Source organism: Cellulomonas sp. (genome assembly GCF_035634735.1).
Classification (GTDB): Bacteria; Actinomycetota; Actinomycetes; order Actinomycetales; family Cellulomonadaceae; genus Cellulomonas.
Genome location: NZ_DASQCJ010000035.1, coordinates 1 through 24,455, shown reverse-complemented (window position 1 = coordinate 24,455; position 24,455 = coordinate 1). Strand labels below are relative to the sequence as shown.

Genomic DNA, 24,455 nt, shown 5'->3' with positions numbered 1-24,455 from the left:
GGCCGTGCACGGGCTGGTCGCCGGCTGCCGGGACGCCGGGGACGCGGTCGGCGCGCGGCAGGACGACCGGGTGCGGTCCCGGCCGCACCTCACGCTCGGCCGGGTGGCCCCGCAGCGCGGCGGGACCCGGCGCCGGGACCGCGCCGCGCAGCCGCCGGACCCGGGCGACGTGCTGGTGCACGCGCTCGCCGTCTACCGCGGGCCGCGCTGGCCGGTGACGGAGCTCGTGCTGGCCGAGTCGCTGCCGGGGGAGGGCCGCGCGGGCGGCCCGCTCTACCGGCCGCTGGGCGCCTGGCCGCTGGGCGGCGCCGCGCACCCGTGACCCCGCGCGCCCCGACCCCCGCGCGCCCCGACCCCCCAGGAAACCGCCCCGCACCCCGTCGACCCCTGTGGCACCATGGCCACCATGACCTCCGCCCGCCCCCTCGGCCGCCGATTTCCCGGGCCCGTTCCCGGGCCGCGGCGCTGAGAGGCGCGGCACCAGGTCCCGTCCGCCGGCACGGCGCGGACGGTCCCGCGGCCCCGGAGCGGGCGCCACTAGACTCGCCCGTCGGTCGGCCCGTCGCGCGCGCCCCGCGCGCCTGACGCACGCCGGCCCGCCGCTCCACCCGCAGAGAAGGTCCGGATGACCACGCCCGACACACCCCTGAACCCGCTGGACGCCGACGCCGTCGGCCGCGCCCTGGACGACGCCCTCGCGGCCGTCGCGGCGGCCGGCGACCTCGACGCCCTCAAGTCCGCCCGCCTCGCGCACACCGGCGAGCGCAGCCCGCTGGCGCTCGCCAACCGCGCGATCGGCGGCCTGGCCCCGGCCGACAAGGCCGTCGCCGGCAAGGCGCTCGGCCAGGCCCGCGGCCGGCTGAACGCCGCGATCGGCGCCCGCGAGGAGGTGCTCGCCGCCGAGCGCGACGCCCGCGTCCTCGTCGAGGAGGCCGTCGACGTCACGCTGCCGTCCGACCGCGAGCCCCGCGGCGCCCGGCACCCGCTGGAGCTGCTCCAGGAGCGCATCGCCGACGTGTTCGTCGCGATGGGCTGGGAGATCGCCGAGGGCCCCGAGGTCGAGGCGGAGTGGTTCAACTTCGACGCCCTGAACTTCGGCCCGGACCACCCCGCGCGCCAGATGCAGGACACGTTCTACGTGGCGGCGCCCGACGGCGAGCCCGACCCGCACCTCGTGCTGCGCACGCACACCTCGCCGGTGCAGGCCCGCAGCCTGCTCGAGCGCGGGGTGCCGCTGTACGTCGCCTGCCCGGGCCGGGTGTTCCGCACCGACGAGCTCGACGCGACGCACACCCCGGTGTTCCACCAGGTCGAGGGCATCGCGATCGACGAGGGCCTGACGATGGCGCACCTCAAGGGCACGCTGGACCACTTCGCGCGGGCGATGTTCGGCCCGGACGCGCGCACGCGCCTGCGGCCGTCGTTCTTCCCGTTCACCGAGCCGAGCGCCGAGATGGACCTGTGGTTCCCGCAGAAGAAGGGCGGGCCCGGCTGGATCGAGTGGGGCGGCTGCGGGATGGTCAACCCGAACGTGCTTCGCGCGGCGGGCGTCGACCCCGAGGTGTACTCCGGCTTCGCGTTCGGGATGGGCATCGAGCGCACGCTCATGCTCCGCCACGAGATCGCGGACATGCACGACATGGTGGAGGGCGACGTGCGCTTCTCCACCCAGTTCCGGGCGGTGATCTGATGCCTCGCATCCCCCTGACGTGGCTCGCCGAGCACGTCGAGCTCCCCGAGGGCCTGTCGGCCGAGCAGCTGGCCGCGGACCTGGTCCGCGTCGGGCTCGAGGAGGAGGCCGTGCACCCGGCCGCCGTGTCCGGCCCGCTGGTGGTCGGTCGCGTCGTCGAGCGCGTGCCCGAGCCGCAGAAGAACGGCAAGACGATCAACTGGTGCCAGGTCGACGTGGGCGACCACAACGGCACGGCCGAGGACGGCACGCGCACGCCGCGCGGCATCGTCTGCGGCGCGCACAACTTCGACGTGGGCGACCACGTCGTCGTCGCGCTGCCCGGCACGGTGCTGCCCGGCCCGTTCGCGATCGCCAGCCGCAAGACCTACGGCCACGTGTCCGACGGCATGATCTGCTCGTCGCGCGAGCTGGGCCTCGGCGACGACCACGACGGCATCATCGTGCTCGCGGAGCTGGGCATCGACGCCGCGCCCGGGACCGACGCCCGCGCCCTGCTGGGGCTCGGCGAGGAGGTCCTGGAGATCAACGTGACGCCGGACCGCGGCTACTGCTTCGCGATGCGGGGCGTCGCCCGGGAGTACGCGCACGCGACCGGCGCCGTCTTCACCGACCGCGGCCTGCCGCGCGCGGGCGCCGACGAGGGCCTGGCCACCACGGGCGGCTTCGGCGTCGAGCTCCGCGACGAGGCGCCGATCCACGGCGTCGCCGGCGCGGACCGGTTCGTCGCGCGGGTCGTCCGGGGCGTCGCGGCGAGCAAGCCGTCGCCGACGTGGATGCAGCAGCGCCTGACGCAGGCCGGCATGCGGCCGATCTCGCTCGCCGTCGACGTCACGAACTACGTGATGCTCGACCTCGGGCAGCCGCTGCACGCCTACGACCTGGCGACCCTGGACGGCCCGATCGTCGTCCGGCGCGCCCGGGCGGGGGAGCGGCTCACGACGCTCGACGGCGCGGACCGGGCCCTCGACCCCGAGGACCTGCTCATCACCGACGGCCCGGACGCCGGGCGCGTGCTCGGCCTGGCCGGCGTCATGGGCGGCGCCGAGACCGAGGTCTCGGAGTCGACGACCGACCTGCTGGTCGAGGCCGCGCACTTCGACCCGGTGTCGATCGCGCGCACCGCCCGCCGGCACAAGCTGCCGAGCGAGGCGAGCAAGCGGTTCGAGCGCGGCGTCGACCCGCAGCTGCCCCGCGTGGCGGCGGCCCGCGTCGTCGAGCTGCTGGTCGAGCACGGCGGCGGCACGGCCGACCCGGTGCTCACCGACGTCGACCTGACCACCCCGCCGCCGGTGCTGAACCTGCCGGTGTCGCTGCCGGCGCGCCTGATCGGCCTGGACCTGGACGCGGCCGCCGTGAGCCGGTACCTGCGCGAGATCGGCTGCACGGTCGGCGAGGTCGTCGGGGCCGGGGCGGACGCGGTCGTCTCCGTGTCCGTGCCGACCTGGCGCCCGGACCTCACCGAGCCGGTGGACCTGGTCGAGGAGGTCGCGCGGCTGCACGGGTACGACGCCATCCCGTCGGTCGTCCCGCGCTCGCCGGTCGGCCTCGGCCTGACCGTGGCGCAGCGGCGGCGCCGCCGGGTGGCGCAGGCGCTGGCCGACGCCGGGTGGGTCGAGACGCTGTCGTACCCGTTCGTCGGGGCGGCGCAGCTCGACGCGCTCGCGCTGCCCGCGGACGACGAGCGGCGGACGATGGTCCGGCTGGCGAACCCGCTGTCCGAGGAGCGGCCGTCGATGCGGGCGTCGCTGCTGGTGACGCTGCTCGACACCGCGCGCCGGAACGTCGCCCGCGGCACGACCGACCTCGCGGTGTACGAGGTCGGGGCGGTCACGCTGCCGCGCCCGGGCGCGGCGCCGGCCCCGGTCCCGCCGATCGCGCAGCGGCCGTCCGACGACGTGCTCGACGCCGTGCGCGCCGCGGTGCCGCACCAGCCGCGGCACGTCGCAGGCGTGCTGACCGGCCTGCGGGAGCCCGCGGGCTGGTGGGGTCCCGGCCGCCCGGCCGACCACACCGACGCGATCGACGCCGTGCGGCTGCTCGCCGAGACCCTGGGCGTCGAGCTCGCGGTCGCGGCGGACGCCGAGCGGGCGCCGTGGCACCCGGGGCGCTGCGCGCGGTTCACCACCGCGGACGGCACCCTGGTCGGCCACGCGGGCGAGCTGCACCCGAACGTCGTCGCGGCGCTCGGACTGCCGGCCCGGGCGAGCGCGTTCGAGGTCGACCTCGACGTGCTGCTCGCCGCCGCCCCGCGCACCGAGGTCGTCGCCACCGAGGTGTCGACGTTCCCGGTCGCCAAGGAGGACGTGGCGCTCGTGGTCCCGGCCGACGTGCCGGTGGCCGACGTGCTGGACGCGGTCCGCACCGGCGCCGCGGCCAGCGCGGCGGGCGACGTGCTGGAGAGCGCGCGGCTGTTCGACGTGTACACCGGCGAGCAGGTGGGCGAGGGCCAGCGGTCGCTCGCGTTCGCGCTGCGCCTGCGCGCCGCGGACCGCACGCTGACGGCGGACGAGACCGCGGCCGTGCGCGCCGCGGTCGTCGCGGAGGCCGAGCGCCGCTTCGGCGCCACCCTCCGCGCGTAGCAGCACCCGCGACGGCCCCGTGCCGCGCCGCCCTCCGGGGCGTGCGCGGACCGGGGCCGTCGGCGTCCCCGGCGTCCCGGTGCGGCGAGTTCGCCGGTTCCGCGCGAGTTCGCCGGTTGCGCAGCGGCCTCAGCCGCGCAACCGGCGAACCCGGCCGGTGAGGTCGTCACAAGAGCGTGAGGTCGGCAGAAACGAGTGCCGACCTCGCGCGGTTGTGACGACCTCACGCCCGGCCGCCGCCTCGCCCCAGCCCGTCCGGAGCAGCTCGGGTGATCCGGCGTTCACCCGATCGCAACCTTCGGGTCCCCCGGGAGTGCTTGTGTATCCGGACATACCGCCCATACGTTGTCAGACGGCTGTGTGACGACTGTGATGCGGCCTGCTGACGAGGGCGCCAGAAGCGCCCCCGGGGGATCGGAGAAGATCAGGTGAGCGCTGTACGCACACGCACCAGGTGGGCGGCGAGCCTCGCCGCCGTGGGGGCGATGGTCGGGGTACCCCTGACCGCGGTCCCCGCGGCTGCGGCGGAGGACACCCACACCATCGCGGAGGTCCAGGGCCCGGGCGACGCGTCGCCGCTCGTGGGCCAGACGGTCACGACGTCCGGCGTCGTGACCGCGGTCTACGCGACCGGCGGCTACCGCGGCTACGTCATCCAGACGCCGGGCACGGGCGGGGACACCGACGTCTCGGCCCGGACCGCCTCGGACGCGGTCTTCGTGTTCTCGGGCGCCACGGCGGGCTCTGTCGCGATCGGCGACCACGTCCAGGTGACCGGCGCCGTGTCGGAGTACCAGGGCCTGACGGAGATCACGGTCGGCAGCGCCGCCGGCCTCGTGGAGCTGGGCGACGCCCCCGCCCCGGTCGAGCCCGTGACAGCCGCCTGGCCGGCCGACGACGCCACGCGCGAGACGCTCGAGTCGATGCTCTACCTGCCGTCGGGCGACCTGACGGTGACCAACACCTACTCGACCAACCAGTACGGCGAGGTCGGCCTCGCGAGCGGCACGACCCCGCTCATCCAGCCGACCGAGGTCGCGCGCCCGGGCACCCCGGAGTACGACGCGGCCGTCGCGGACGACGCCGCCCGCGGGATCGTGCTGGACGACGGCGCGAGCACCAACTTCCTGTCGGCCGCGAACTCCGGCCTGACCCCGCCGTACGTCTCGCTGGAGAACCCGGTGCGCGTCGGCGCGGCGGCCACGTTCACCGAGCCGGTGGTCGTCGACTACCGGAACAGCGCGTGGAAGCTCAGCCCGACGCTGCCGCTCGACGCGGCGAACCCGGGCGGCTACCCGGCCACGTTCGAGAACGACCGCACCGCCGCCCCCGAGGGCCTCGGCGAGGCCGACGTGACCGTCGCGTCGTTCAACGTGCTCAACTACTTCACCACCCTCGGCGCGGACACCGCGTCCTGCGTGCCGTACACCGACCGCGCGGGCACCCCGGTGACCGTGCGCGAGGGCTGCGCGCAGCGCGGGGCGTGGAACCCGGCCGACCTGCAGCGGCAGCAGGACAAGATCGTCGCGGCGATCAACGCGCTCGACGCGGACGTCGTCGGCCTCATGGAGATCGAGAACTCCGCGGCCGTCGACGGCGTGGCGGACGAGGCGCTGTCCACGCTGACCGCCGCGCTCAACGCGGCCGCCGGCGAGGGCACCTGGGCGTTCGTGCCCTCGTCGAAGGAGCTGCCGGACGCGTCCGAGCAGGACACGATCACCAACGCGCTGATCTACCGGCCGGCCGCCGTCGAGACCGTGGGCGACGCCCGCGCGCTCGGCACGCAGTCCGGCGACGACCAGGCGTTCGGCAACGCGCGCGAGCCGATCGGCCAGGCCTTCGTGCCGACCGCGGGTGGCGAGCAGCTGTTCGTGGTCGTGAACCACCTCAAGTCGAAGGGCTCCGCCGGCCCGTGGCCGGGCGACGCCGACACCGGCGACGGCCAGGGCGCGTCCAACGAGTCCCGGGTCCGCCAGGCCGAGGCGCTGCGGGACTGGGTCCCGACGGTGCAGGGCGACGCCGAGGCGGTCGCGCTGCTCGGCGACTTCAACTCGTACACCCAGGAGGACCCGCTCCAGGTGCTGTACGCCGCGGGCTACACGGACGCGACGACGGCGCTCGACGCGGGGGAGTACTCCTACTCGTACCAGGGCCTGTCCGGCTCGCTGGACCACGTGCTGCTCAACGACGCGGCCCTGGGCCGGGCGACCGGCGCGGACGTCTGGAACATCAACGCGGGCGAGTCGGTCGCGCTGGAGTACAGCCGCTACAACGCGCACGGCAGCCTGTTCTACGCCCCGGACGCGTACCGGTCCTCGGACCACGACCCGGTGCTGGTCGGCCTGACCGCCGGCGACACCGGCACCACGCCCGACGGCCCGGTCGACCTCACGCTGCTCAACATCAACGACTTCCACGGCCGGATCGACGCCAACACCGTTGCGTTCGCCGGGACGGTCGAGCAGCAGCGGGCCGCGGCCGAGGCCGACGGCGGCGCGGCGGTCTTCCTGTCCGCCGGCGACAACATCGGCGCGTCCCTGTTCGCCTCCGCGGTGGCCGAGGACCAGCCGACGATCGACGTGCTGAACGCGCTCGACCTGGCCGCGTCGGCGGTCGGCAACCACGAGTTCGACCGCGGCTACGCCGACCTGGTCGACCGCGTGATCGCCGACGGCACCAACGCGACCTGGCCGTACCTCGGCGCGAACGTCTACGAGAAGGGCACCGAGAACCCGGCGCTCGACGAGTACACGGTGATCGACGTCGACGGCGTGCGGGTCGGCGTCATCGGCGTCGTCACGCAGGAGACCCCGACGCTGGTCAGCCCCGGCGGCATCGAGACGCTGGACTTCGGCGACCCGGTCGAGGCGGTCAACCGCGTCGCGGCGCAGCTGACCGACGGCGACGACACCAACGGCGAGGCCGACGTCGTCGTGGCCGAGTACCACGAGGGCGCCGGCGCGGGCACGCCGGACGGCGCGACGCTGGAGGAGGAGATCGCCGCGGGCGGCGCCTTCTCGGACATCGCCACGCTGACCTCGGGCGACGTGGACGTGATCTTCACCGGCCACACCCACAAGCAGTACGCCTGGTACGGGCCCGCTGAGCCCGAGGCCTCCGGCGAGTGGACCCGCCCGATCGTCCAGACCGGCTCGTACGGCGAGAACATCGGCAAGGTCACGCTGACCTACGACCCCGCGACCGACGAGGTCTCGGCGCTCGCGGGCGAGAACGTCAAGCGCGTCGCCCCGGCGGCGGGCCAGACCCAGGCCCAGCTCGACGCGGCCCTGGTGGCGCAGTACCCGCGCGTCGCCGAGGTCAAGACCATCGTCGACGCCGCGCTGGCCGAGGCGGCCGTGGTCGGCAACCAGCCCAAGGGCTCGGTGACCGCGGACATCACCACCGCCTACGCGGGCGGCGCCTACCCGGACGGCGTCTACACGGGCGGGACCCGGGACGACCGGTCCAAGGAGTCCACGCTGGGCAACCTGGTCGCCGACTCGCTGCTCGAGACGCTGTCCTCCGCGGACCGCGGCGGCGCGCAGATCGGCGTCGTGAACCCCGGCGGCCTGCGGGCGGAGCTGCTCTACGCGCCCGACGGCACGATCACGTACGCCGAGGCCAACGCGGTCCTGCCGTTCGTGAACAACCTCTGGACCACGACGCTGACGGGCGAGCAGGTCGTCACGATGCTCGAGCAGCAGTGGCAGACCAACGCGGACGGCACGATCCCGAGCCGCCCGTACCTGCAGCTCGGCCTGTCGGACAACGTCACGTACACCTACGACGAGTCGCAGCCCCTCGGGAGTCGGATCACCTCGGTGACGGTCGACGGCGAGGCGATCGACCCGGCGGCGGAGTACCGCATCGGCACGTTCTCCTTCCTGGCCCAGGGCGGCGACAACTTCCGGGTGTTCGCCGAGGGCTCCGGCACCACCGACTCGGGTCTGATCGACCGGGACGCGTGGATCGCCTACCTCGAGGCGCACCCGGGCCTGTCGCCCGAGTTCGACGAGCGCGCGGTCGGCGTGCCGGCCCTGCCCGACGAGGTCACCGCGGGCACCGAGCTGGCGTTCCCGGTGACGGGGCTCAACCTCACCAGCCTGGGCTCGCCGCTGAACACCTCGCTCGACGTGCAGCTCGACGGCGCGTCGATCGGCTCGGCGACGGTGACCGACGGCGCGGCGCAGGTCGCGGTGACGGTCCCGGCGGGCACGGCCGCGGGCGAGCACGTGCTCACCCTGGTCGCCGCCCCGAGCGGCACCGTCGTGACCCTGCCGGTCACGGTGGCCGCCGCGCAGGAGCCGGAGCCGCAGCTGAAGCAGTCCTCGGTCACGCTGTCGGCCAGCCGCAGCAGCCAGTCGTACGGGACCTGGCTGCCCACGCTGCTCGTCTCGCAGGTCCGGGTCGAGGGCACCTGGTTCCCGTCCGGGACGGTCGAGTTCCGGGAGGGCGACCGCGTGATCGGCCGCTCGCCGGTGGTGCTCGGCCTGGCGCTCGGCTCCGTGCCGCGCACCGCCCCGGTCGGCGCGCACGAGTACACGGCCGTGTTCGTGCCGTCCCGGCCGGACGTGGTCGCGGGCAGCACCAGCGCGCCGGTGAAGGTCACCGTCAAGAAGTGACCTGAGCCCCGCACGACGCGGGCCCCCGGTCCCCGGAGCGATCCGGCGGGTCGGGGGCCCGCGTCGTCCCCGCGGGCGGATCGACCGGACCCGCGCGAGCCGCGTGTGGCCGGGCGGTGGGATGCTGCGGGGCGTGTACGCCGAGCGACCGTCGACCCGCGTCCCCGGGTGCGTGCTGTGGTCGGTGACGGCGGCCGCGTCGCCGGACGCGGGCGTGCCGGGAGCGGACGCGTCCGGCGAGGACGTGCTCCCCGACGGCTGCATGGACCTCGTCTGGACCGGCGGCCGCCTGCTGGTCGCCGGCCCGGACACCCGGGCGCACCCGACCGGCCCGCTGCCCGCGCGGCGCACGGCCCTCGGCCTCCGCCTGCCACCCGGGGCCGCCCCGGTCCTGCTCGGCGTCCCCGCGGACGCCCTGCGCGACGCGCGCCCCGAGCTCGCGGACGTCTGGGGCGACCGGGCGGCCCGGACGTGGGCGGACGCGGTCGCGGGCGGCGGCCTCGCGGCCCTCGAGGCGCGCGTCGCGGCCCTGCTCGGCGAGCGCGGCGGGCGCCCGCGGGAGGCCGCCGTGGTCGCCGGGCTCGCGGCGCGCGCCACGCCCGCCGCCGACATCGCCGACCGGCTCGGCGTCACCTCGCGCACCCTGCACCGCCGGTCGCTCGCGGCGTTCGGCTACGGGCCGCGGACGCTCGGGCGGGTGCTGCGCCTGCAGCGGGTCCTGCCGCTGCTCGACGCGGGGGTCCCGCTGGCGGACGTCGCGCAGCGCGCGGGCTACGCCGACCAGCCGCACCTGTCCCGCGAGGTGCGCGCGCTGACGGGCCGGTCGCCCGCGGCGCTCGCGGTCGGCCGCGCCGGTGCGGCGGCGCCGGGTCCCGTCGCCCGCGCCGACCGCGAGCCCGGCTGATCCGCACGAGCCCGCCCGGCACGGGCGCGGGGCTCGCGCGGATCGTGCGGGCTCACGGGCTCACGGGCTCACGGGCTCACGGCGGGCCGGCCGGCCGGCGCCGCGAGGTCAGCCCGCGTCGGCGAACAGGTCGACCGCCGTGCCGTCCGGGTCGTGCAGCACCGCGTACCGCTGGCCCCAGAACGCGTCCCACGGCGCGAGGTGCCCCGCGAAACCGGCGCCGACCATGCGCGCGTAGGTCGCGTCGACCTCGGCGGCGTCGGCGCACCGGAAGGCCAGCGCGGCCCGGTGCCCGCCCGTCGGCGGCGCCCACCCCGGGTCGAACGACCGGATCACGTCGACGGTGTCCCACGCGAGCCGGAGCCCGCCGGGCAGCGTGACCTCGACGTGCGGCTCGGCGTCGGCCGACGGCGGCAGGTCGAGCCCGAGGGCGCGGTAGAAGGCGAGGGTGCGGGGCAGGTCGCTCGCGACCAGCCCGATCATGTCCAGCCGGGGTGTCATGCGACGACCGTAGAGGCCGCGACGGGCGCGGGTCGTGGACGTTTCGGACACCCGGTCCCGTCCACGGTGGAGCGTTCCGCCCGACACGCCGGTGCGTGTCGGGCAGCACGCTCCACCCGCGAGGGCGCGCCCCCGGGCGTCAGGCGATCAGCAGCCGTCCGGCCCGCACGCCTCCGCGTCGGCCGCCCCGGCCACGGTCGGGATCGCCAGCGGCGGGTTCGCGTCGGCCCAGGCCTGGGAGAGCAGCTGGGCGAACACCTCGACCGGCTGCGCGCCCGACAGCCCGAGCCGCCGGTCGGCGACGAAGAACGGCACGCCCTGGATGCCCAGCGCGGCGGCCTCGGCCTCGTCGGCGCGCACCTCGCCCGCCCCGCCGTCGGTGGCCAGCGCGGCGCGCACGGCGTCGCCGTCCAGGCCGGCCTCCACCGCGATCTCCCCGAGGACGACCAGGTCGTCCACGACCCGCCCGTGCTCGAAGTGCGCGCTCATCAGCCGCTCGACGACCTCGGCCGCGGCGGCGTCCCCGCCGAGCGAGGCGGCCACGTGCACGAGCCGGTGCGCGTCGAACGTGTTGGCGGGCACCACGGTGTCGAAGTCGTACGCGAGGCCCACCGACGCGGCGACGGACGTCACCTGGTCGAACATCTGCCGCACCTGGTCGACGGGCAGGCCCTTGCGCTCGGCCAGCATCTGCGCCTCGGTCAGCCCGGGGTGCGCCGTCGACGGCTCGGCGTCCGGCTGCAGCTCGAACGAGCGCCACGTCACGCGGACGTGGTCGCGGTGCTCGAAGCCCTCGAGCGCGGCGGCGAACCGGCGCTTGCCGATGTAGCACCAGGGGCAGGCGATGTCGGACCAGATCTCGACGTGCAGGTCTCTCATGCGGTGAGGAGCACCTTTCCGGTGGTGGCCCGGCCCTCGAGCGCGCGGTGCGCCTCGGCGGCCTCGGCCAGGGGGTAGGTCGCGCCGACCCGGACGTCGAGGGTGTCGGCGGCGACGGCCGCGAACAGCTCGTCGGCCCGCCGGGTCAGCTCGTCCCGGGTGGCGGTGTAGTGGCCCAGCGTGGGCCGGGTGAGGAACAGGGACCCGGCGGCGTTGAGCCGCTGCGGGTCGAACGGCGGCACCGGGCCGGACGACGCGCCGAACAGCGCGAGCCCGCCCCGTGGCCGCAGCGACGCGAGCGACGCGTCGAACGTCGAGGCGCCCACGCCGTCGAACACCGTGTGCACGCCGCGGCCGCCGGTCAGGTCGCGCACCAGCGCGGGCAGCTCCGACGTCAGGTCGTCGAGCTCGGTGTACCGGATGACCTCGGCCGCGCCGGCGGCGCGGGACAGCGCCTCCTTCTCGGCGGTGCCGACGGTGGTGATGACCCGCGCTCCCCGGGCGGCGGCGAGCTGGGTGAGCAGCAGGCCGACGCCACCGGCGCCCGCGTGCACCAGCACGTCCTGGCCCTCGAGCACGGGGAAGGTCGACGTGACGAGGTAGTGCGCGGTCAGGCCCTGCAGGGGGAGCGCCGCGGCGACCTCGTCGGCGACGCCGTCCGGCACCCGCAGCGCGACCGCCTCGGGCACGACGACCAGCTCGGCGTAGGACGACGGCGCCGACGCCCACGCGACCAGGTCGCCGACCGCGAACTCCCGCACCTCGCGGCCCACCGCCTCGACGACGCCCGCACCCTCGGAGCCCGGCACGTGCGGGAACGGCATGGCGTACACGCCGCTGCGCCGGTAGGTGTCGATGAAGTTCACGCCCGCGGCGCTCAGTCGCACCAGGAGGTCGCGGGGGCCCGGCAGCGGGTCGGGGATCTCGTCGGGCTCGAGGACGTCGGGTCCACCCGGCTCGGTGGCGAGGATCGCGTGCATACGAGCAGCAACGACGTGCCCCGCCCGGGCATTCCGGCCGTGTCAGGGTCCGCGCCACGCCGCGATGAATCAGTGTGCACTCGGGTGTATGGTCATGCACATGTCCTTCTCCGTCGCCGTCGCGGGCGCCTCCGGGTACGCCGGCGGCGAGACCCTGCGGCTCCTGCTCGGCCACCCCGAGGCCGAGATCGGCGCGCTCACCGCCCACTCCAACGCCGGCACCCGGCTCGGCGCGCACCAGCCGCACCTGCGCGCGCTCGCGGACCGCGTGCTCACCCCGACCTCGGTGGACGAGCTCGCCGGCCACGACGTCGTGGTGCTGGCCCTGCCGCACGGCGCGTCCGGCGAGATCGCCGCGGCGCTCGCGGACCGCGGCGACGGCGCGCTGGTCGTGGACCTGGGCGCCGACCACCGGCTGACCGACCCCGACGCCTGGCGCCGGTTCTACGGCACCGAGCACGCCGGCACCTGGCCCTACGGCATGCCGGAGCTGCTGCACGCGGGGGAGACGACGCCGTCCGCCCAGCGCCGAGCCCTCGCGGACGCGCGTCGCATCGCCGTCCCCGGCTGCAACGTCACCGCCGTCACCCTGGCGCTCCAGCCGGGCGTCGCCGCGGGGGTCGTCGACCCGGCCGACCTGGTCGCCGTGCTGGCCGTCGGGTACTCCGGCGCGGGAAAGTCGCTCAAGACCCACCTGCTCGCGTCCGAGGCGCTCGGCTCCGCGCAGCCGTACGCGGTCGGCGGCACGCACCGGCACATCCCGGAGATCCAGCAGAACCTCGGCGTCGCCGGGGCCGCGACGGTCGGCCTGTCCTTCACGCCGGTGCTGGTCCCGATGTCCCGCGGCATCCTCGCCACGGTCACCGCCCCGCTGGCGCCCGGCGCGGACGCCGCCGCCGTGCGCGCCGCCTGGGAGGCCGCGTACGCCGCCGAGCCGTTCGTCGAGCTGCTGCCCGAGGGGGAGTGGCCGACCACCGGCGTCACCACCGGCGCGAACACCGCGCTCGTCCAGGTGACCGTCGACGAGGCCGCCGGCCGGGTCGTCGCCCTGTGCGCGCTGGACAACCTGGTCAAGGGCACCGCGGGCGCCGCGGTGCAGTCGCTGAACCTCGCGCTCGGCCTGCCCGAGCGCACCGGCCTCACCACCGAGGGAGTCGCCCCGTGACCGTCGCCATCGAGACCGCGGGCGTGACCGCGCCGGCCGGCTTCCGCGCCGCCGGGGTCACCGCCGGCCTCAAGCCGTCCGGGAAGCCGGACGTCGCCCTGGTCGTCAACGACGGCCCGCTGCAGGTCGCCGCGGGCGTGTTCACCTCCAACCGCGTCGTCGCCGCGCCCGTCGTCTGGTCCCGCCAGGCCGTGTCGGACGGCGTCGCCACCGCGGTCGTGCTCAACTCCGGCGGCGCCAACGCGTGCACCGGCCCCGAGGGCTTCCTCGACACCCACCGCACGGCCGAGCACGTCGCCGAGGTGCTGGGCGCCTCGGCCGGCGACGTGCTCGTGTGCTCGACCGGCCTGATCGGCGAGCGGCTGCCGATGGACCTGCTGCGCGGCGGCGTCGACGCGGCGGCGGCCGCCCTGAGCACGACCGGCGGCCCCGACGCGGCCACCGCCATCATGACCACCGACACCGTGAGCAAGACCGCCGCGGTCGCCGGCGACGGCTGGACGGTCGGCGGCATGGCCAAGGGCGCGGGCATGCTCGCCCCGGGCCTCGCCACGATGCTGGTCGTGCTCACCACAGACGCGGTCGTCACCGCCGAGCAGGCCGACGCGGCGCTGCGCGGCGCCACCCGGACCACGTTCGACCGGGTCGACTCCGACGGCTGCATGTCCACCAACGACACCGTGCTGCTGCTCGCCTCCGGCGCCAGCGGCGTGACCCCGGACCCCGAGGCGTTCGCCGCCGCGGTGACCGCCGCGTCGGCCGACCTCGCCCGGCAGCTCGTCGCGGACGCCGAGGGCGCCTCGCACGACATCGCCGTGACGGTCACCGGCGCCACCACCGAGGAGGCGGCCGTCGCGGTCGCGCGCGCGGTCACCCGGTCGAACCTGTTCAAGGCCGCCGTGTTCGGCAACGACCCGAACTGGGGCCGCGTGCTCGCCGCGGTCGGCACCGTCCCGGAGGACGTCGCCCCGTACGACGCGGCCCTCCTCGACGTGTCGATCAACGGCGTCCAGGTGTGCCGCGCCGGCGGGGTCGGCGAGCCGCGCGACCTGGTCGACCTTCCCGCCGCCCGCGAGGTGCGCGTCGACGTCGACCTGCACACCGGCGACGCCACCGCGACGATCTGGACCAACGACCTCACGCACGACTACGTCCACGAGAACAGCGCGTACTCCACATGAGCCTCGACGCCCCGCCCCCGCACGACGACGCGTTCGACACGCGGACCGACCTGCGCCCCGAGCAGAAGGCCGAGGTGCTGATCCAGGCGCTGCCCTGGCTGCAGCGGTTCGCCGGCGCGCTCGTCGTCGTCAAGTACGGCGGCAACGCGATGGTCGACGACGACCTCAAGCGCGCGTTCGCCGAGGACATGGTGTTCCTGCGCCAGGTCGGCCTGCGCCCCGTCGTGGTGCACGGCGGCGGCCCGCAGATCAACGCGATGCTCGACCGGCTCGGCATCGAGTCCGAGTTCCGCGGCGGCCTGCGCGTCACCACGCCGGAGGCGATGGACGTCGTCCGCATGGTGCTGACCGGCCAGGTGTCCCGCGAGCTCGTCGGCCTGCTCAACGCCCACGGCCCGTACGCGGTCGGCCTGTCCGGCGAGGACGGCGGCCTGCTGCAGGCGCGCCGGCGCACCGCCACGGTCGACGGGCGGCAGGTCGACGTCGGCCAGGTCGGCGACGTCGTCGAGGTGAACCCGGGCGCCGTGCTCGACCTGCTCGACGCGGGGCGCATCCCGGTGGTCTCGACCGTGGCGCCCGACATCGAGGACCCGACCCAGGTGCTCAACGTGAACGCGGACACGGCGGCCGCCGCGCTGGCCGTGGCGCTCGGCGCGCGCAAGCTCATCGTGCTCACCGACGTCGAGGGGCTGTACACGTCGTGGCCCGACCGGTCCTCGCTGGCGCGGCGGATCCGGGCCGGCGCGCTGGCCGACCTGCTGCCGTCCCTCGACTCCGGCATGCGCCCCAAGATGGAGGCGTGCTGGCGCGCCGTCACCGGCGGCGTCGGCCGCGCGCACGTCATCGACGGCCGCCAGGCCCACTCGATCCTGGTCGAGGTCTTCACGTCCGACGGCATCGGCACGATGGTGCTGCCCGACGACGAGCCCTCGCCCTCGCCGTTCACCGCCCCGATCCCGCAGGTGGTCCCGCACGTCCCCCACGTCCCCGAGGTGAGCTGAGTGACCGAGCAGCACCTGGAGCCGCAGGACCCCGCCGCGCTGGCCGGGGCCGACTCCGTGGCCCACTGGACCGAGCGCTACGGCCACGCGCTCATGGACACCTTCGGCGCGCCGCAGCGCGTGCTGGTCCGCGGCGAGGGCCCGTACGTGTGGGACGCGGACGGGTTCCGCTACCTCGACCTGCTCGGCGGCATCGCGGTCAACTCGCTGGGCCACGCGCACCCGACGCTGACCGCGGCGATCTCCGCGCAGCTCGGCACGCTCGGCCACATCTCGAACTTCTTCGCGAGCCCGACGCAGATCGCGCTGGCCGAGCGGCTGCTCGCCGTCGCCGACGCGCCCGAGGGCTCGCGGGTGTTCCTCACGAACTCGGGCACCGAGGCCAACGAGGCCGCGTTCAAGATGGCCCGCCGGAACAGCGAGGGCCCCGGCGGCGTGCGCCGGACGCGGGTGCTCGCGCTCGAGGGCGCGTTCCACGGCCGGTCGATGGGCGCGCTCGCGCTCACCTCCAAGGCCGCCTACCGCGAGCCGTTCGAGCCGCTGCCCGGCGGGGTCGAGTTCCTGCCGTTCGGCGACACCGCCGCGCTGGAGGCCGCGTTCGCCGACGGCGGGGGCGACACGGTGGCCGCGGTGTTCCTCGAGCCGATCCAGGGCGAGGCCGGCGTGCTGCCGCTGCCGGCCGGCTACCTGGCCCGCGCCCGCGAGCTGACCGAGGCGCACGGCGCGCTGCTGATCCTCGACGAGGTGCAGACCGGCATGGGCCGCACCGGCGCCTGGCTCGCGCACCAGCACCCGCACCTCGGCGGCGGCATCCGGCCCGACGTGGTCACCCTGGCCAAGGGCCTCGGCGGCGGCTTCCCGGTCGGCGCGGTCGTCGCGTACGGCGAGCGGGCGGCGACGCTGCTCGGCCGCGGCCAGCACGGCACGACCTTCGGCGGCAACCCGGTGGCCTCGGCCGCGGCCCTCGCGACGATCGGCGTCATCGAGCGCGACGGGCTGCTGCAGCACGTCACGGACCTGGGCGCGTGGTGGCGGTCGGAGATCGCCGCGCTCGGCCACCCGCTGGTCGCCGAGGTGCGCGGCGAGGGCCTGCTGATCGCGGTCCAGCTCGCTGCGCCGGTGGCGGCCGAGGTCGCGTCCCGGGCGCTGGCGGCCGGGTTCATCGTGAACCCGTGCACGCCGTCGACGATCCGGATGGCGCCGCCGTACGTGCTCACCCGCGAGCAGGCCGCGACGTTCACCGACTTCCTCGCGGCGCTGCCGCACGACCTGACGGGGGCCGCGGCGTGAGGCACTTCCTGCGCGACGACGACCTGTCGCCCGCCGAGCAGGCCGAGGTCCTCGAGCTCGGGCTCGCGCTCCGGGCCGACCGGTACGCCCGCCGCCCGCTCGACGGCCCGCGCGCGGTCGCGATCATCTTCGACAAGCCGACGCTGCGGACCCAGGTGTCGTTCACCACGGGCGTCGCCGAGCTCGGCGGCTACCCGCTGCTGGTCGACGGCAACCTGGCACGGATCGGCGTCCGGGAGTCGATCGCCGACACCGCGCGGGTGCTCGGGCCGCAGGTCGCCGCGGTCGTCTGGCGCACCCACGCGCAGGCCCGGATCGAGGAGATGGCCGCGCACGCCGGCGTCCCGGTGGTGAACGCGCTGACCGACGACTTCCACCCGTGCCAGATCCTCGCGGACCTGCTGACGATCGCCCAGCACCGGGGCGGCGTCCCGGCGCTGCGGGGGCTGACCCTCGCGTACACCGGCGACGGGTCGAACAACATGGCGCAGTCGTACCTGCTGGGCGGCGCGACGGCCGGGATGCACGTGCGGATCGCCACCCCGGCGGCGTACCTGCCGGCGTCGGACGTGGTCGAGGCCGCGGCCGCGATCGCCGACCGCACCGGCGGCTCCGTCGAGGTGACGGACGACCTCGCGAAGGCCGTCACCGGCGCGGACGCCGTCGCCACCGACACCTGGGTCTCGATGGGCCAGGAGGCCGAGGCGGCCGAGCGCGAGCGGCCGTTCGTGCCGTACCGGCTGGACGCCGCGACGCTCGCCCTCGCGGCTTCCGACGCGCTCGTCCTGCACTGCCTGCCCGCCTACCGCGGCAAGGAGATCACCGCCGAGGTGCTGGACGGGCCGCAGTCGGTGGTCTGGGACGAGGCGGAGAACCGGCTGCACGCGCAGAAGGCGCTGCTCGCCTGGCTCCTGGAGCAGGCGTGACCGCGGCGACCGGCCGGGCCGACGAGCCCGCCGCCACCACGGGCCGGGTCCCCTCGACCAAGGCCGCGCGGCACGCGCTGATCCGCGACCTGCTGTCCCGGCAGTCGGTGCACTCGCAGTCCGAGCTCGCCGACCTGCTGGCCCACCAGGGCGTCACCGTCACCCAGGCGACGCTGTCCCGGGACCTCGTCGAGCTGCGCGCGGTGAAGATCCGCACGCCCACCGGGTCGCTCGCGTACGCGGTGCCGGGGGAGGGTGGCGACCGGTCGCCGGCCCCCGTGGTCGACGCCGAGGCGCTGGCCGCCCGGCTCGCCCGGCTGTGCTCCGAGCTGCTCGTCACCGCCGAGGCGTCCGGCAGCCTCGTCGTCCTGCGGACCCCGCCCGGGGCCGCCCAGTTCCTCGCCTCCGCGATCGACCACTCGGTGCTCCCGGGCGTGCTCGGCACCATCGCGGGGGACGACACCGTCCTCGTCATCGCCCGCGAGGGCGCCGACGGCCCCGAGGGCACCGCGCTCGCCGCGCGGTTCCTCGAGCTCGCGACGACCGGCTGACCGCGCCGGCCCTCGCGCCTCCTGCTCCGCACGACTCACGACACCGAAAGAGAAGAACATGACTGAGCGCGTCGTCCTCGCCTACTCGGGCGGCCTGGACACCTCCGTGGGCATCGGCTGGATCGCCGAGGCGACCGGCGCCGAGGTGATCGCCGTGGCGGTCGACGTCGGCCAGGGCGGCGAGGACCTCGAGGTCATCCGCCAGCGCGCCCTCGACTGCGGCGCCGTCGAGGCGTACGTCGCCGACGCCCGCGACGAGTTCGCCGCCGAGTACTGCATGCCCGCGCTGCGGGCGAACGGCATGTACCTCGACCGGTACCCGCTGGTCTCGGCGCTGTCCCGCCCGGTCATCGTCAAGCACCTCGTGCGCGCGGCCCGCCAGTTCGGCGCCACCACCGTCGCGCACGGCTGCACCGGCAAGGGCAACGACCAGGTGCGGTTCGAGGTCGGCATCACCTCGCTGGCCCCCGACCTCAAGTGCCTCGCGCCGGTGCGCGACCTGGCGCTGACCCGCGACAAGGCGATCGAGTTCGCCGAGCGGAAGAAGCTGCCGATCGCGACCACCAAGCACAACCCGTTCTCGATCGACCAGAACGTGTGGGGCCGCGCCGTCGAGACCGGCTTCCTCGAGGACATCTGGAACGAGCCGACCAAGGACGTCTACACGTACACGGACGACCCGACGTTCCCGCCGGTCGCCGACGAGGTCGTCATCACGTTCGACCAGGGCGTCCCGGTCGCGCTGGACGGCGTGCCGGTCACCCCGCTGCAGGCGATCCAGGAGATGAACCGCCGCGCGGGCGCCCAGGGCGTCGGCCGGATCGACATCGTCGAGGACCGCCTGGTGGGCATCAAGTCCCGCGAGGTCTACGAGGCGCCGGGCGCCATCGCGCTGATCGCCGCGCACCAGGAGCTCGAGAACGTCACCGTCGAGCGCGAGCAGGCCCGGTTCAAGCGCCAGGTCGAGCAGCGCTGGACCGAGCTGGTCTACGACGGCCAGTGGTTCTCGCCGCTGAAGAAGTCGCTGGACACGTTCATCGACGACACCCAGCGCTACGTCTCCGGCGAGGTCCGCATGGTCCTGCACGGCGGCCGCGCGACGGTCACCGGCCGCCGCTCCGAGACGTCGCTGTACGACTTCAACCTCGCGACCTACGACTCGGGCGACACCTTCGACCAGTCGGCGGCCCGCGGGTTCATCGAGATCTACGGCCTGTCGTCCAAGCTCGCCGCCGCGCGCGACGTGAAGTTCGGCAACGCGGAGGACCTCGGCACGCAGGGCGGGATCGACGGTGCCTGAGCAGGCCGGCGCGCTCTGGGGCGGCCGGTTCGCCGGCGGCCCCGCCGACGCCCTGGCCGCCCTGTCGAAGTCGACGCACTTCGACTGGCGGCTGGCGCCGCAGGACATCGCGGGGTCGCAGGCGCACGCCCGCGTGCTGCACGCCGCGGGGCTGCTGGACGACGCGGGGCTCGCGGGCATGCTCGACGCCCTGGAGCGGCTGCGCGCCGACGTCGCGTCGGGGGCGTTCGTCGCCGCCGAGTCGGACGAGGACGTGCACGGCGCCCTGGAGCGGGGGCTGATCGAGCGCGCCGGGGCCGACCTCGGCGGGCGGCTGCGCGCCGGGCGGTCGCGGAACGACCAGATCGCGACGCTGGTGCGGATGTACCTGCGCAACGAGGCCCGGGCGATCGTGGGGCTGACCCTCGACGTGGTCGACGCGCTCGTCGCGCAGGCCGAGGCCGCGGGCGACGCGATCATGCCGGGCCGCACGCACCTGCAGCACGCGCAGCCCGTCCTGCTCGCGCACCACCTGCTGGCGCACGCGTGGCCGCTGCTGCGCGACGTCGAGCGGTACGCCGACTGGGACCGCCGCGCCGCGGTGTCGCCGTACGGCTCGGGCGCGCTGGCGGGGTCCTCGCTGGGGCTCGACCCGGCGGCCGTCGCGGCCGACCTCGGCTTCGACGGCCCGGTGGAGAACTCGATCGACGGCACCGCCGCGCGCGACGTCGTCGCCGAGTTCGCCTGGGTGTCCGCGATGCTCGGCGTCGACCTGTCCCGGCTGGCCGAGGAGATCATCCTCTGGTCGACCGTCGAGTTCGGGTTCGTCCGGCTGGACGACGCCTACTCGACCGGGTCGAGCATCATGCCGCAGAAGAAGAACCCGGACGTGGCCGAGCTCGCGCGCGGCAAGGCGGGGCGGCTGGTCGGCGACCTCACCGGGCTGCTCACCACGCTCAAGGGCCTGCCGCTCGCGTACAACCGCGACCTGCAGGAGGACAAGGAGCCGGTGTTCGACCAGGTCGACACCCTCACCGTCCTGCTGCCGGCGTTCGCGGGCATGGTCGCGACGCTGCGGTTCGACACGGAGCGGATGGCGTCGCTCGCGCCGCGGGGCTTCTCGCTCGCGACCGACATCGCCGAGTGGCTGGTCCGCGAGGGCGTGCCGTTCCGGGTCGCGCACGAGGTCGCGGGCGCGTGCGTCCGGGCCTGCGAGCAGCACCAGCCGCCGGTCGAGCTGGACGAGCTGACGGACGACGAGCTCGCCGCGATCCACCCGGCGCTCACGCCGGAGGTCCGGTCGGTGCTGAGCGTCGAGGGGTCGGTCGCGTCGCGGTCGGCGCACGGCGGGACGGCGCCGGTGCGGGTCGCGGAGCAGCTGGGCCGGGCGCGCGCCCGGGCCGCCGAGCTGCGCGCCGCGGTGGCGTGAGGTCTGGCACGATCGCCGCGTGGACCTGACGCGCGAGCAGGGGCACGAGGACGCCGCGGGCGCCCTCGTGCCCCTGCTGCTGTCCGCCCCGGCGCGGCTGGGCCGGGTCCGCGCGCTCGCGGTCGACGGGCCCGCGGGGTCCGGGAAGACCACGCTGGCCGGCTCCCTGGCGCGCCGGTGCACCGAGGCCGGGGTCCGCGCGCACGTGGTGCACATGGACGACCTGTACGCCGGCTGGTCCGGGCTCGACGGCGACCTGTGGCCGCGGCTCGCCGCCCAGGTGCTCGAGCCGCTGCGCCGCGGGCTGCCCGGGCGGTTCCAGCGGTACGACTGGCACGCCGGGCGGTTCGACGGCTGGGTCGACGTGCCGGTGCCGGACGTCCTGGTGCTCGAGGGCTGCGGGTCGGGCCGGCTCGCGGGCGCGCCCGACCTCTCGCTGCTCGTGTGGGTCGAGGCCGACGACGCGACCCGGCTGGCGCGCGGCCTTGAGCGCGACGGCGCCGACGCGCTGCCGCACTGGCGGACGTGGATGCGGGACGAGGCCGCGCACTACGCGCGCGAGGGCACCCGTGGACGCGCCGACGTGCGGGTCGACGCATGGGGCAGGATGGCCCGGTGAGCCAGGCGGTCGAGGGGAGCGGGGCGGACGACGCGCGCGCCGCGGCGGCCGCCGGCGTCCCCGTCCCCGCGTCGTCGCTGCCGGGCCCCGGGCCCGAGCTGCCCGGCGGCGTGCCGGGCGTCGTGCCCGCACGGACCTGGTTCGGCCGTCCGGTGCTCGCGGTCGCGCCCGACCTGCTCGGCGCCTGCGTCACCGTCCGGTCCGACGAGGGCGACGTGACGATCCGGATCACCGAGGTCGAGGCGTACGCGGGGGAGGTCGACCCGGGTTCGCACGCCTACCGCGGCCGGACCGCGCGCAACGCCGTGATGTTCGGCGAGCCCGGCCGGCTGTACGTGTACCGGCACCTCGGCCTGCACCACTGCGTCAACGTGGTGACCGGTCCCGCCGGCGCCGCCTCCGCGGTGCTGCTGCGGGCGGGCGAGGTCGTCGACGGCGTGGAGCTCGCCCGGGACCGGCGGCTGCGCTCCGGCGTCGTCGACTCGGACCGGCAGATCGCGCGGGGCCCCGCGCGGCTCGCGGTCGCGCTCGGGCTGGACCTGTCCGACTACGGCGCCGACCTGACGGAGCCCGGCGGCCGGATCGTGGTGCACCGGGACCCCGACGCGGTCGTGGGCGCCTACTCCACCGGCCCGCGGGTGGGCGTCGCAGGCCCCGGCGGCGACGCGGCCCGGTACCCCTGGCGGTTCTGGCTCGCCGGCGAGCCCACCGTGTCCGCGTTCCGGCCCGCGTATCGCCGGCCGGCGTCGGGAAGCAGCCCGCAGCGCGGGACGACGCCGGCATGACCTCTTCCGCCGACGGTGCGGCCCCGCGGCCGCGCGATGCAAGGAGCACGACGTGACCCACCTCCTGGACGAGCTCGCCTGGCGCGGCCTCGTCGCCCAGACCACCGACCTCGACGCGCTGCGCGAGGCGTTCGACGCCGGCCCGGTGACGTTCTACGCCGGGTTCGACCCGACCGCGCCCTCGCTGCACCACGGGCACCTCGTGCAGCTGGTGCTCATGCGGCACCTGCAGCTCGCGGGGCACCACCCGCTCGCGCTCGTCGGCGGGGCCACCGGCCTCATCGGCGACCCGCGGATGTCGGGGGAGCGGGTGCTCAACACCAAGGACACCGTCGCCGAGTGGGTGCAGCGCCTGCAGACCCAGATCAGCCGGTTCCTCGACTTCGACGGAGACAACCCCGCGCGGATGGTGAACAACCTCGACTGGACCGGCGAGCTGACGGCCATCGACTTCCTGCGGGAGGTCGGCAAGCACTACCGGCTCGGCACGATGCTCGCGAAGGACACCGTCGCCCGGCGGCTCGCGTCCGACGAGGGCATCTCGTTCACCGAGTTCAGCTACCAGATCCTGCAGGGCATGGACTACCTGGAGCTGCACCGCCGGCACGGCTGCACGCTGCAGACCGGCGGCAACGACCAGTGGGGCAACCTGCTCTCGGGGGTCGAGCTGATCCGCAAGTCCGAGCACGCCGCGGTGCACGCGCTCACCACGCCGCTCATCACCAAGGCGGACGGCACCAAGTTCGGCAAGTCCGAGGGCGGGGCCATCTGGCTCGACCCCGAGATGATGAGCCCCTACGCCTTCTACCAGTTCTGGCTCAACCAGGACGACGCCGAGGTGATCGGCTACCTCAAGGTGTTCACGTTCCGCACCCGGGAGCAGATCGCGGAGCTCGAGGAGGCCGTGGCCTCGCGGCCGGCGGCGCGCGAGGCGCAGCGGGCGCTGGCCTACGACGTCACCTCCCTGGTGCACGGGGTGGACGCGACCGAGAAGGTCATAGCGGCGAGCCGCGCGCTGTTCGGCGGCGGGGACCTCGGCGAGCTCGACGCCGCGACCCTGTCGGCGGCGGTGGCGGAGCTGCCCGCGGCGGACGTCGCGGTCGGGGACCCGCTGGTCGACGTGCTGGCCGCCACCGGGCTGGTCGCGAGCAAGGGCGCGGCCCGGCGGGCCATCGCCGAGGGCGGGGCCAACGTCAACAACCGGAAGGTCACCGACGAGGCCGCGGTCGTCGAGGCCGGCGACCTGCTGCACGGGGAGTACCTGGTGCTGCGGCGCGGCAAGCGGACGCTCGCGGTGGCGCGGGTGGCGCAGGGCTGAGGTCCGCCCGCCGACGCGGGACGACGGGGAGGGGCGGTCCGCACCGGCGGGCCGCCCCTCCGTCGTCGGCGGCGTCCGCCGTCGGGTTGCACGTGGCGGAGGTGTGGGCGACGCTGGGTGCAGCGCGACGGGGTGGGACCGAGGTCCCGGCCCGGACGACAGGGGTCACCCTGGCCGCCCTGGAGCAAAAGCCCAGGTGGGACGGGGTGCGGGGAGCGCCCGCGGCGCCGGTTTGACGATGGTCGGACGGCGTGCGTAAGGTATCTCCTCGTCGCCCGGCAGGGAGGAACGGACACCGAGGGTCACCTCGATGGCTGGTCCCGCGGACGACGAACCCCCGGCACGGCCTCCAGGCGCTTCGGCGCCTCATCGGTCGCGCCGGACCGGGACTCCCGATCTGCTCCGCGAAATACGGCGGACAAAGCGGGTCGGAAAGCCTGGTAGAGTTTCGGAACGTCGGAATCGCCCGGTAAACGGGTGGTGAAGACAGGAAAGAAGCTCTGGTAGAGTTCAGGAACGTGAGAAACGCCGGAAGGCGCCGAAACGCGGGCCAGGAACTCTGGTAGATTGGAACCGAGCCTCCGGCCGGTCGCCCTGAGAAGGGTGGGCGGGGGATGCGCGTCTGTTCTTTGAGAACTCAACAGTGTGCCTAGTAGTTGATGCCAAGATGGTTCATCGGCTCGGGTGGCCGCCCCGTTCGGGGTTGGTTGTTCGGTGTCGGTGGGTCTTGGTTGATACGGAAGCCTCTCGACC

General features: G+C 75.5%; 19 protein-coding genes. 16 read left to right on the top strand and 3 right to left on the bottom strand.

From position 1 onward, the window contains the following. From VER05_RS03250 to VER05_RS03230, 5 genes are all read left to right on the top strand, one after another. On the top strand, nt 1-322 hold a 322-nt coding region (locus VER05_RS03250), incomplete at its 5' end, for a 2'-5' RNA ligase family protein (RefSeq protein ID WP_414647539.1). A gap of 303 nt (nt 323-625) precedes the next feature. After that, entirely contained in the window at nt 626-1,690 is a 1,065-nt protein-coding gene (pheS, locus tag VER05_RS03245) for a phenylalanine--tRNA ligase subunit alpha (protein WP_324843960.1), read from the top strand. Then, nucleotides 1,690-4,272 carry a phenylalanine--tRNA ligase subunit beta gene (gene pheT, locus VER05_RS03240; RefSeq protein ID WP_324843959.1) on the top strand — a complete coding sequence of 861 codons (2,583 nt, stop codon included), beginning with the start codon at nt 1,690-1,692 and terminating at the stop codon, nt 4,270-4,272. The genes pheS and pheT overlap by 1 nt, the downstream gene beginning before the upstream one ends. A gap of 485 nt (nt 4,273-4,757) precedes the next feature. Then, nucleotides 4,758-8,894 carry an ExeM/NucH family extracellular endonuclease gene (locus VER05_RS03235; RefSeq protein WP_324843963.1) on the top strand — a complete coding sequence of 1,379 codons (4,137 nt, stop codon included), beginning with the start codon at nt 4,758-4,760 and terminating at the stop codon, nt 8,892-8,894. Between the two features lie 133 nt (nt 8,895-9,027). Beyond that, nucleotides 9,028-9,798 carry a helix-turn-helix transcriptional regulator gene (locus tag VER05_RS03230; protein ID WP_324843958.1) on the top strand — a complete coding sequence of 257 codons (771 nt, stop codon included), beginning with the start codon at nt 9,028-9,030 and terminating at the stop codon, nt 9,796-9,798. Between the two features lie 108 nt (nt 9,799-9,906). Here VER05_RS03230 and VER05_RS03225 read toward each other — a convergent pair whose 3' ends face one another. The 3 genes from VER05_RS03225 to VER05_RS03215 all read right to left on the bottom strand — a co-directional run bounded on the left by VER05_RS03225 (nt 9,907) and on the right by VER05_RS03215 (nt 12,158). After that, nucleotides 9,907-10,299, bottom strand: coding sequence for a VOC family protein (locus VER05_RS03225; protein WP_324843957.1), 393 nt, complete (start codon nt 10,297-10,299; stop codon nt 9,907-9,909). Between the two features lie 147 nt (nt 10,300-10,446). Continuing rightward, entirely contained in the window at nt 10,447-11,178 is a 732-nt protein-coding gene (locus VER05_RS03220; protein ID WP_324843956.1) for a DsbA family oxidoreductase, read from the bottom strand. Beyond that, nucleotides 11,175-12,158: a quinone oxidoreductase gene (locus tag VER05_RS03215; protein ID WP_324843955.1), complete on the bottom strand. Its 984-nt coding sequence runs from the start codon at nt 12,156-12,158 to the stop codon at nt 11,175-11,177. Before VER05_RS03215 ends, VER05_RS03220 begins: the two co-directional genes overlap by 4 nt. Before the next feature lie 94 nt (nt 12,159-12,252). On the opposite strand from VER05_RS03215, the gene argC reads away from it, so the two are divergent. From argC to tyrS, 11 genes are all read left to right on the top strand, one after another. Next, nucleotides 12,253-13,323 (top strand): N-acetyl-gamma-glutamyl-phosphate reductase, encoded by a 1,071-nt coding sequence (gene argC, locus VER05_RS03210; protein ID WP_324843962.1) that lies wholly within the window; start codon nt 12,253-12,255, stop codon nt 13,321-13,323. After that, entirely contained in the window at nt 13,320-14,504 is a 1,185-nt protein-coding gene (argJ, locus tag VER05_RS03205; protein WP_324843954.1) for a bifunctional glutamate N-acetyltransferase/amino-acid acetyltransferase ArgJ, read from the top strand. Before argC ends, argJ begins: the two co-directional genes overlap by 4 nt. After that, nucleotides 14,501-15,505 carry an acetylglutamate kinase gene (gene argB / locus VER05_RS03200; RefSeq protein ID WP_324843953.1) on the top strand — a complete coding sequence of 335 codons (1,005 nt, stop codon included), beginning with the start codon at nt 14,501-14,503 and terminating at the stop codon, nt 15,503-15,505. Before argJ ends, argB begins: the two co-directional genes overlap by 4 nt. After that, the gene (locus VER05_RS03195) at nt 15,506-16,795 is read left to right on the top strand and encodes an acetylornithine transaminase (protein ID WP_324843952.1); all 1,290 of its coding nucleotides are present in this window, start codon (nt 15,506-15,508) and stop codon (nt 16,793-16,795) included. Beyond that, nucleotides 16,792-17,721 (top strand): ornithine carbamoyltransferase, encoded by a 930-nt coding sequence (gene argF, locus VER05_RS03190; RefSeq protein ID WP_324843951.1) that lies wholly within the window; start codon nt 16,792-16,794, stop codon nt 17,719-17,721. The genes VER05_RS03195 and argF overlap by 4 nt, the downstream gene beginning before the upstream one ends. Then, nucleotides 17,718-18,272, top strand: coding sequence for an arginine repressor (locus tag VER05_RS03185; protein ID WP_324843950.1), 555 nt, complete (start codon nt 17,718-17,720; stop codon nt 18,270-18,272). Before argF ends, VER05_RS03185 begins: the two co-directional genes overlap by 4 nt. A gap of 58 nt (nt 18,273-18,330) precedes the next feature. Further along, nucleotides 18,331-19,572, top strand: coding sequence for an argininosuccinate synthase (locus VER05_RS03180; protein WP_324843949.1), 1,242 nt, complete (start codon nt 18,331-18,333; stop codon nt 19,570-19,572). Next, nucleotides 19,565-20,980 carry an argininosuccinate lyase gene (gene argH, locus VER05_RS03175; RefSeq protein WP_324843948.1) on the top strand — a complete coding sequence of 472 codons (1,416 nt, stop codon included), beginning with the start codon at nt 19,565-19,567 and terminating at the stop codon, nt 20,978-20,980. The genes VER05_RS03180 and argH overlap by 8 nt, the downstream gene beginning before the upstream one ends. A gap of 19 nt (nt 20,981-20,999) precedes the next feature. Next, nucleotides 21,000-21,599: a uridine kinase gene (locus VER05_RS03170; RefSeq protein WP_324843947.1), complete on the top strand. Its 600-nt coding sequence runs from the start codon at nt 21,000-21,002 to the stop codon at nt 21,597-21,599. A gap of 77 nt (nt 21,600-21,676) precedes the next feature. Then, complete coding sequence (locus VER05_RS03165; protein WP_324843961.1) at nt 21,677-22,384, top strand: DNA-3-methyladenine glycosylase; 708 nt, start codon at nt 21,677-21,679, stop codon at nt 22,382-22,384. 52 nt (nt 22,385-22,436) lie between these two features. After that, nucleotides 22,437-23,702 carry a tyrosine--tRNA ligase gene (gene tyrS, locus VER05_RS03160; protein ID WP_324843946.1) on the top strand — a complete coding sequence of 422 codons (1,266 nt, stop codon included), beginning with the start codon at nt 22,437-22,439 and terminating at the stop codon, nt 23,700-23,702. Nucleotides 23,703-24,455 lie beyond the last annotated feature (753 nt).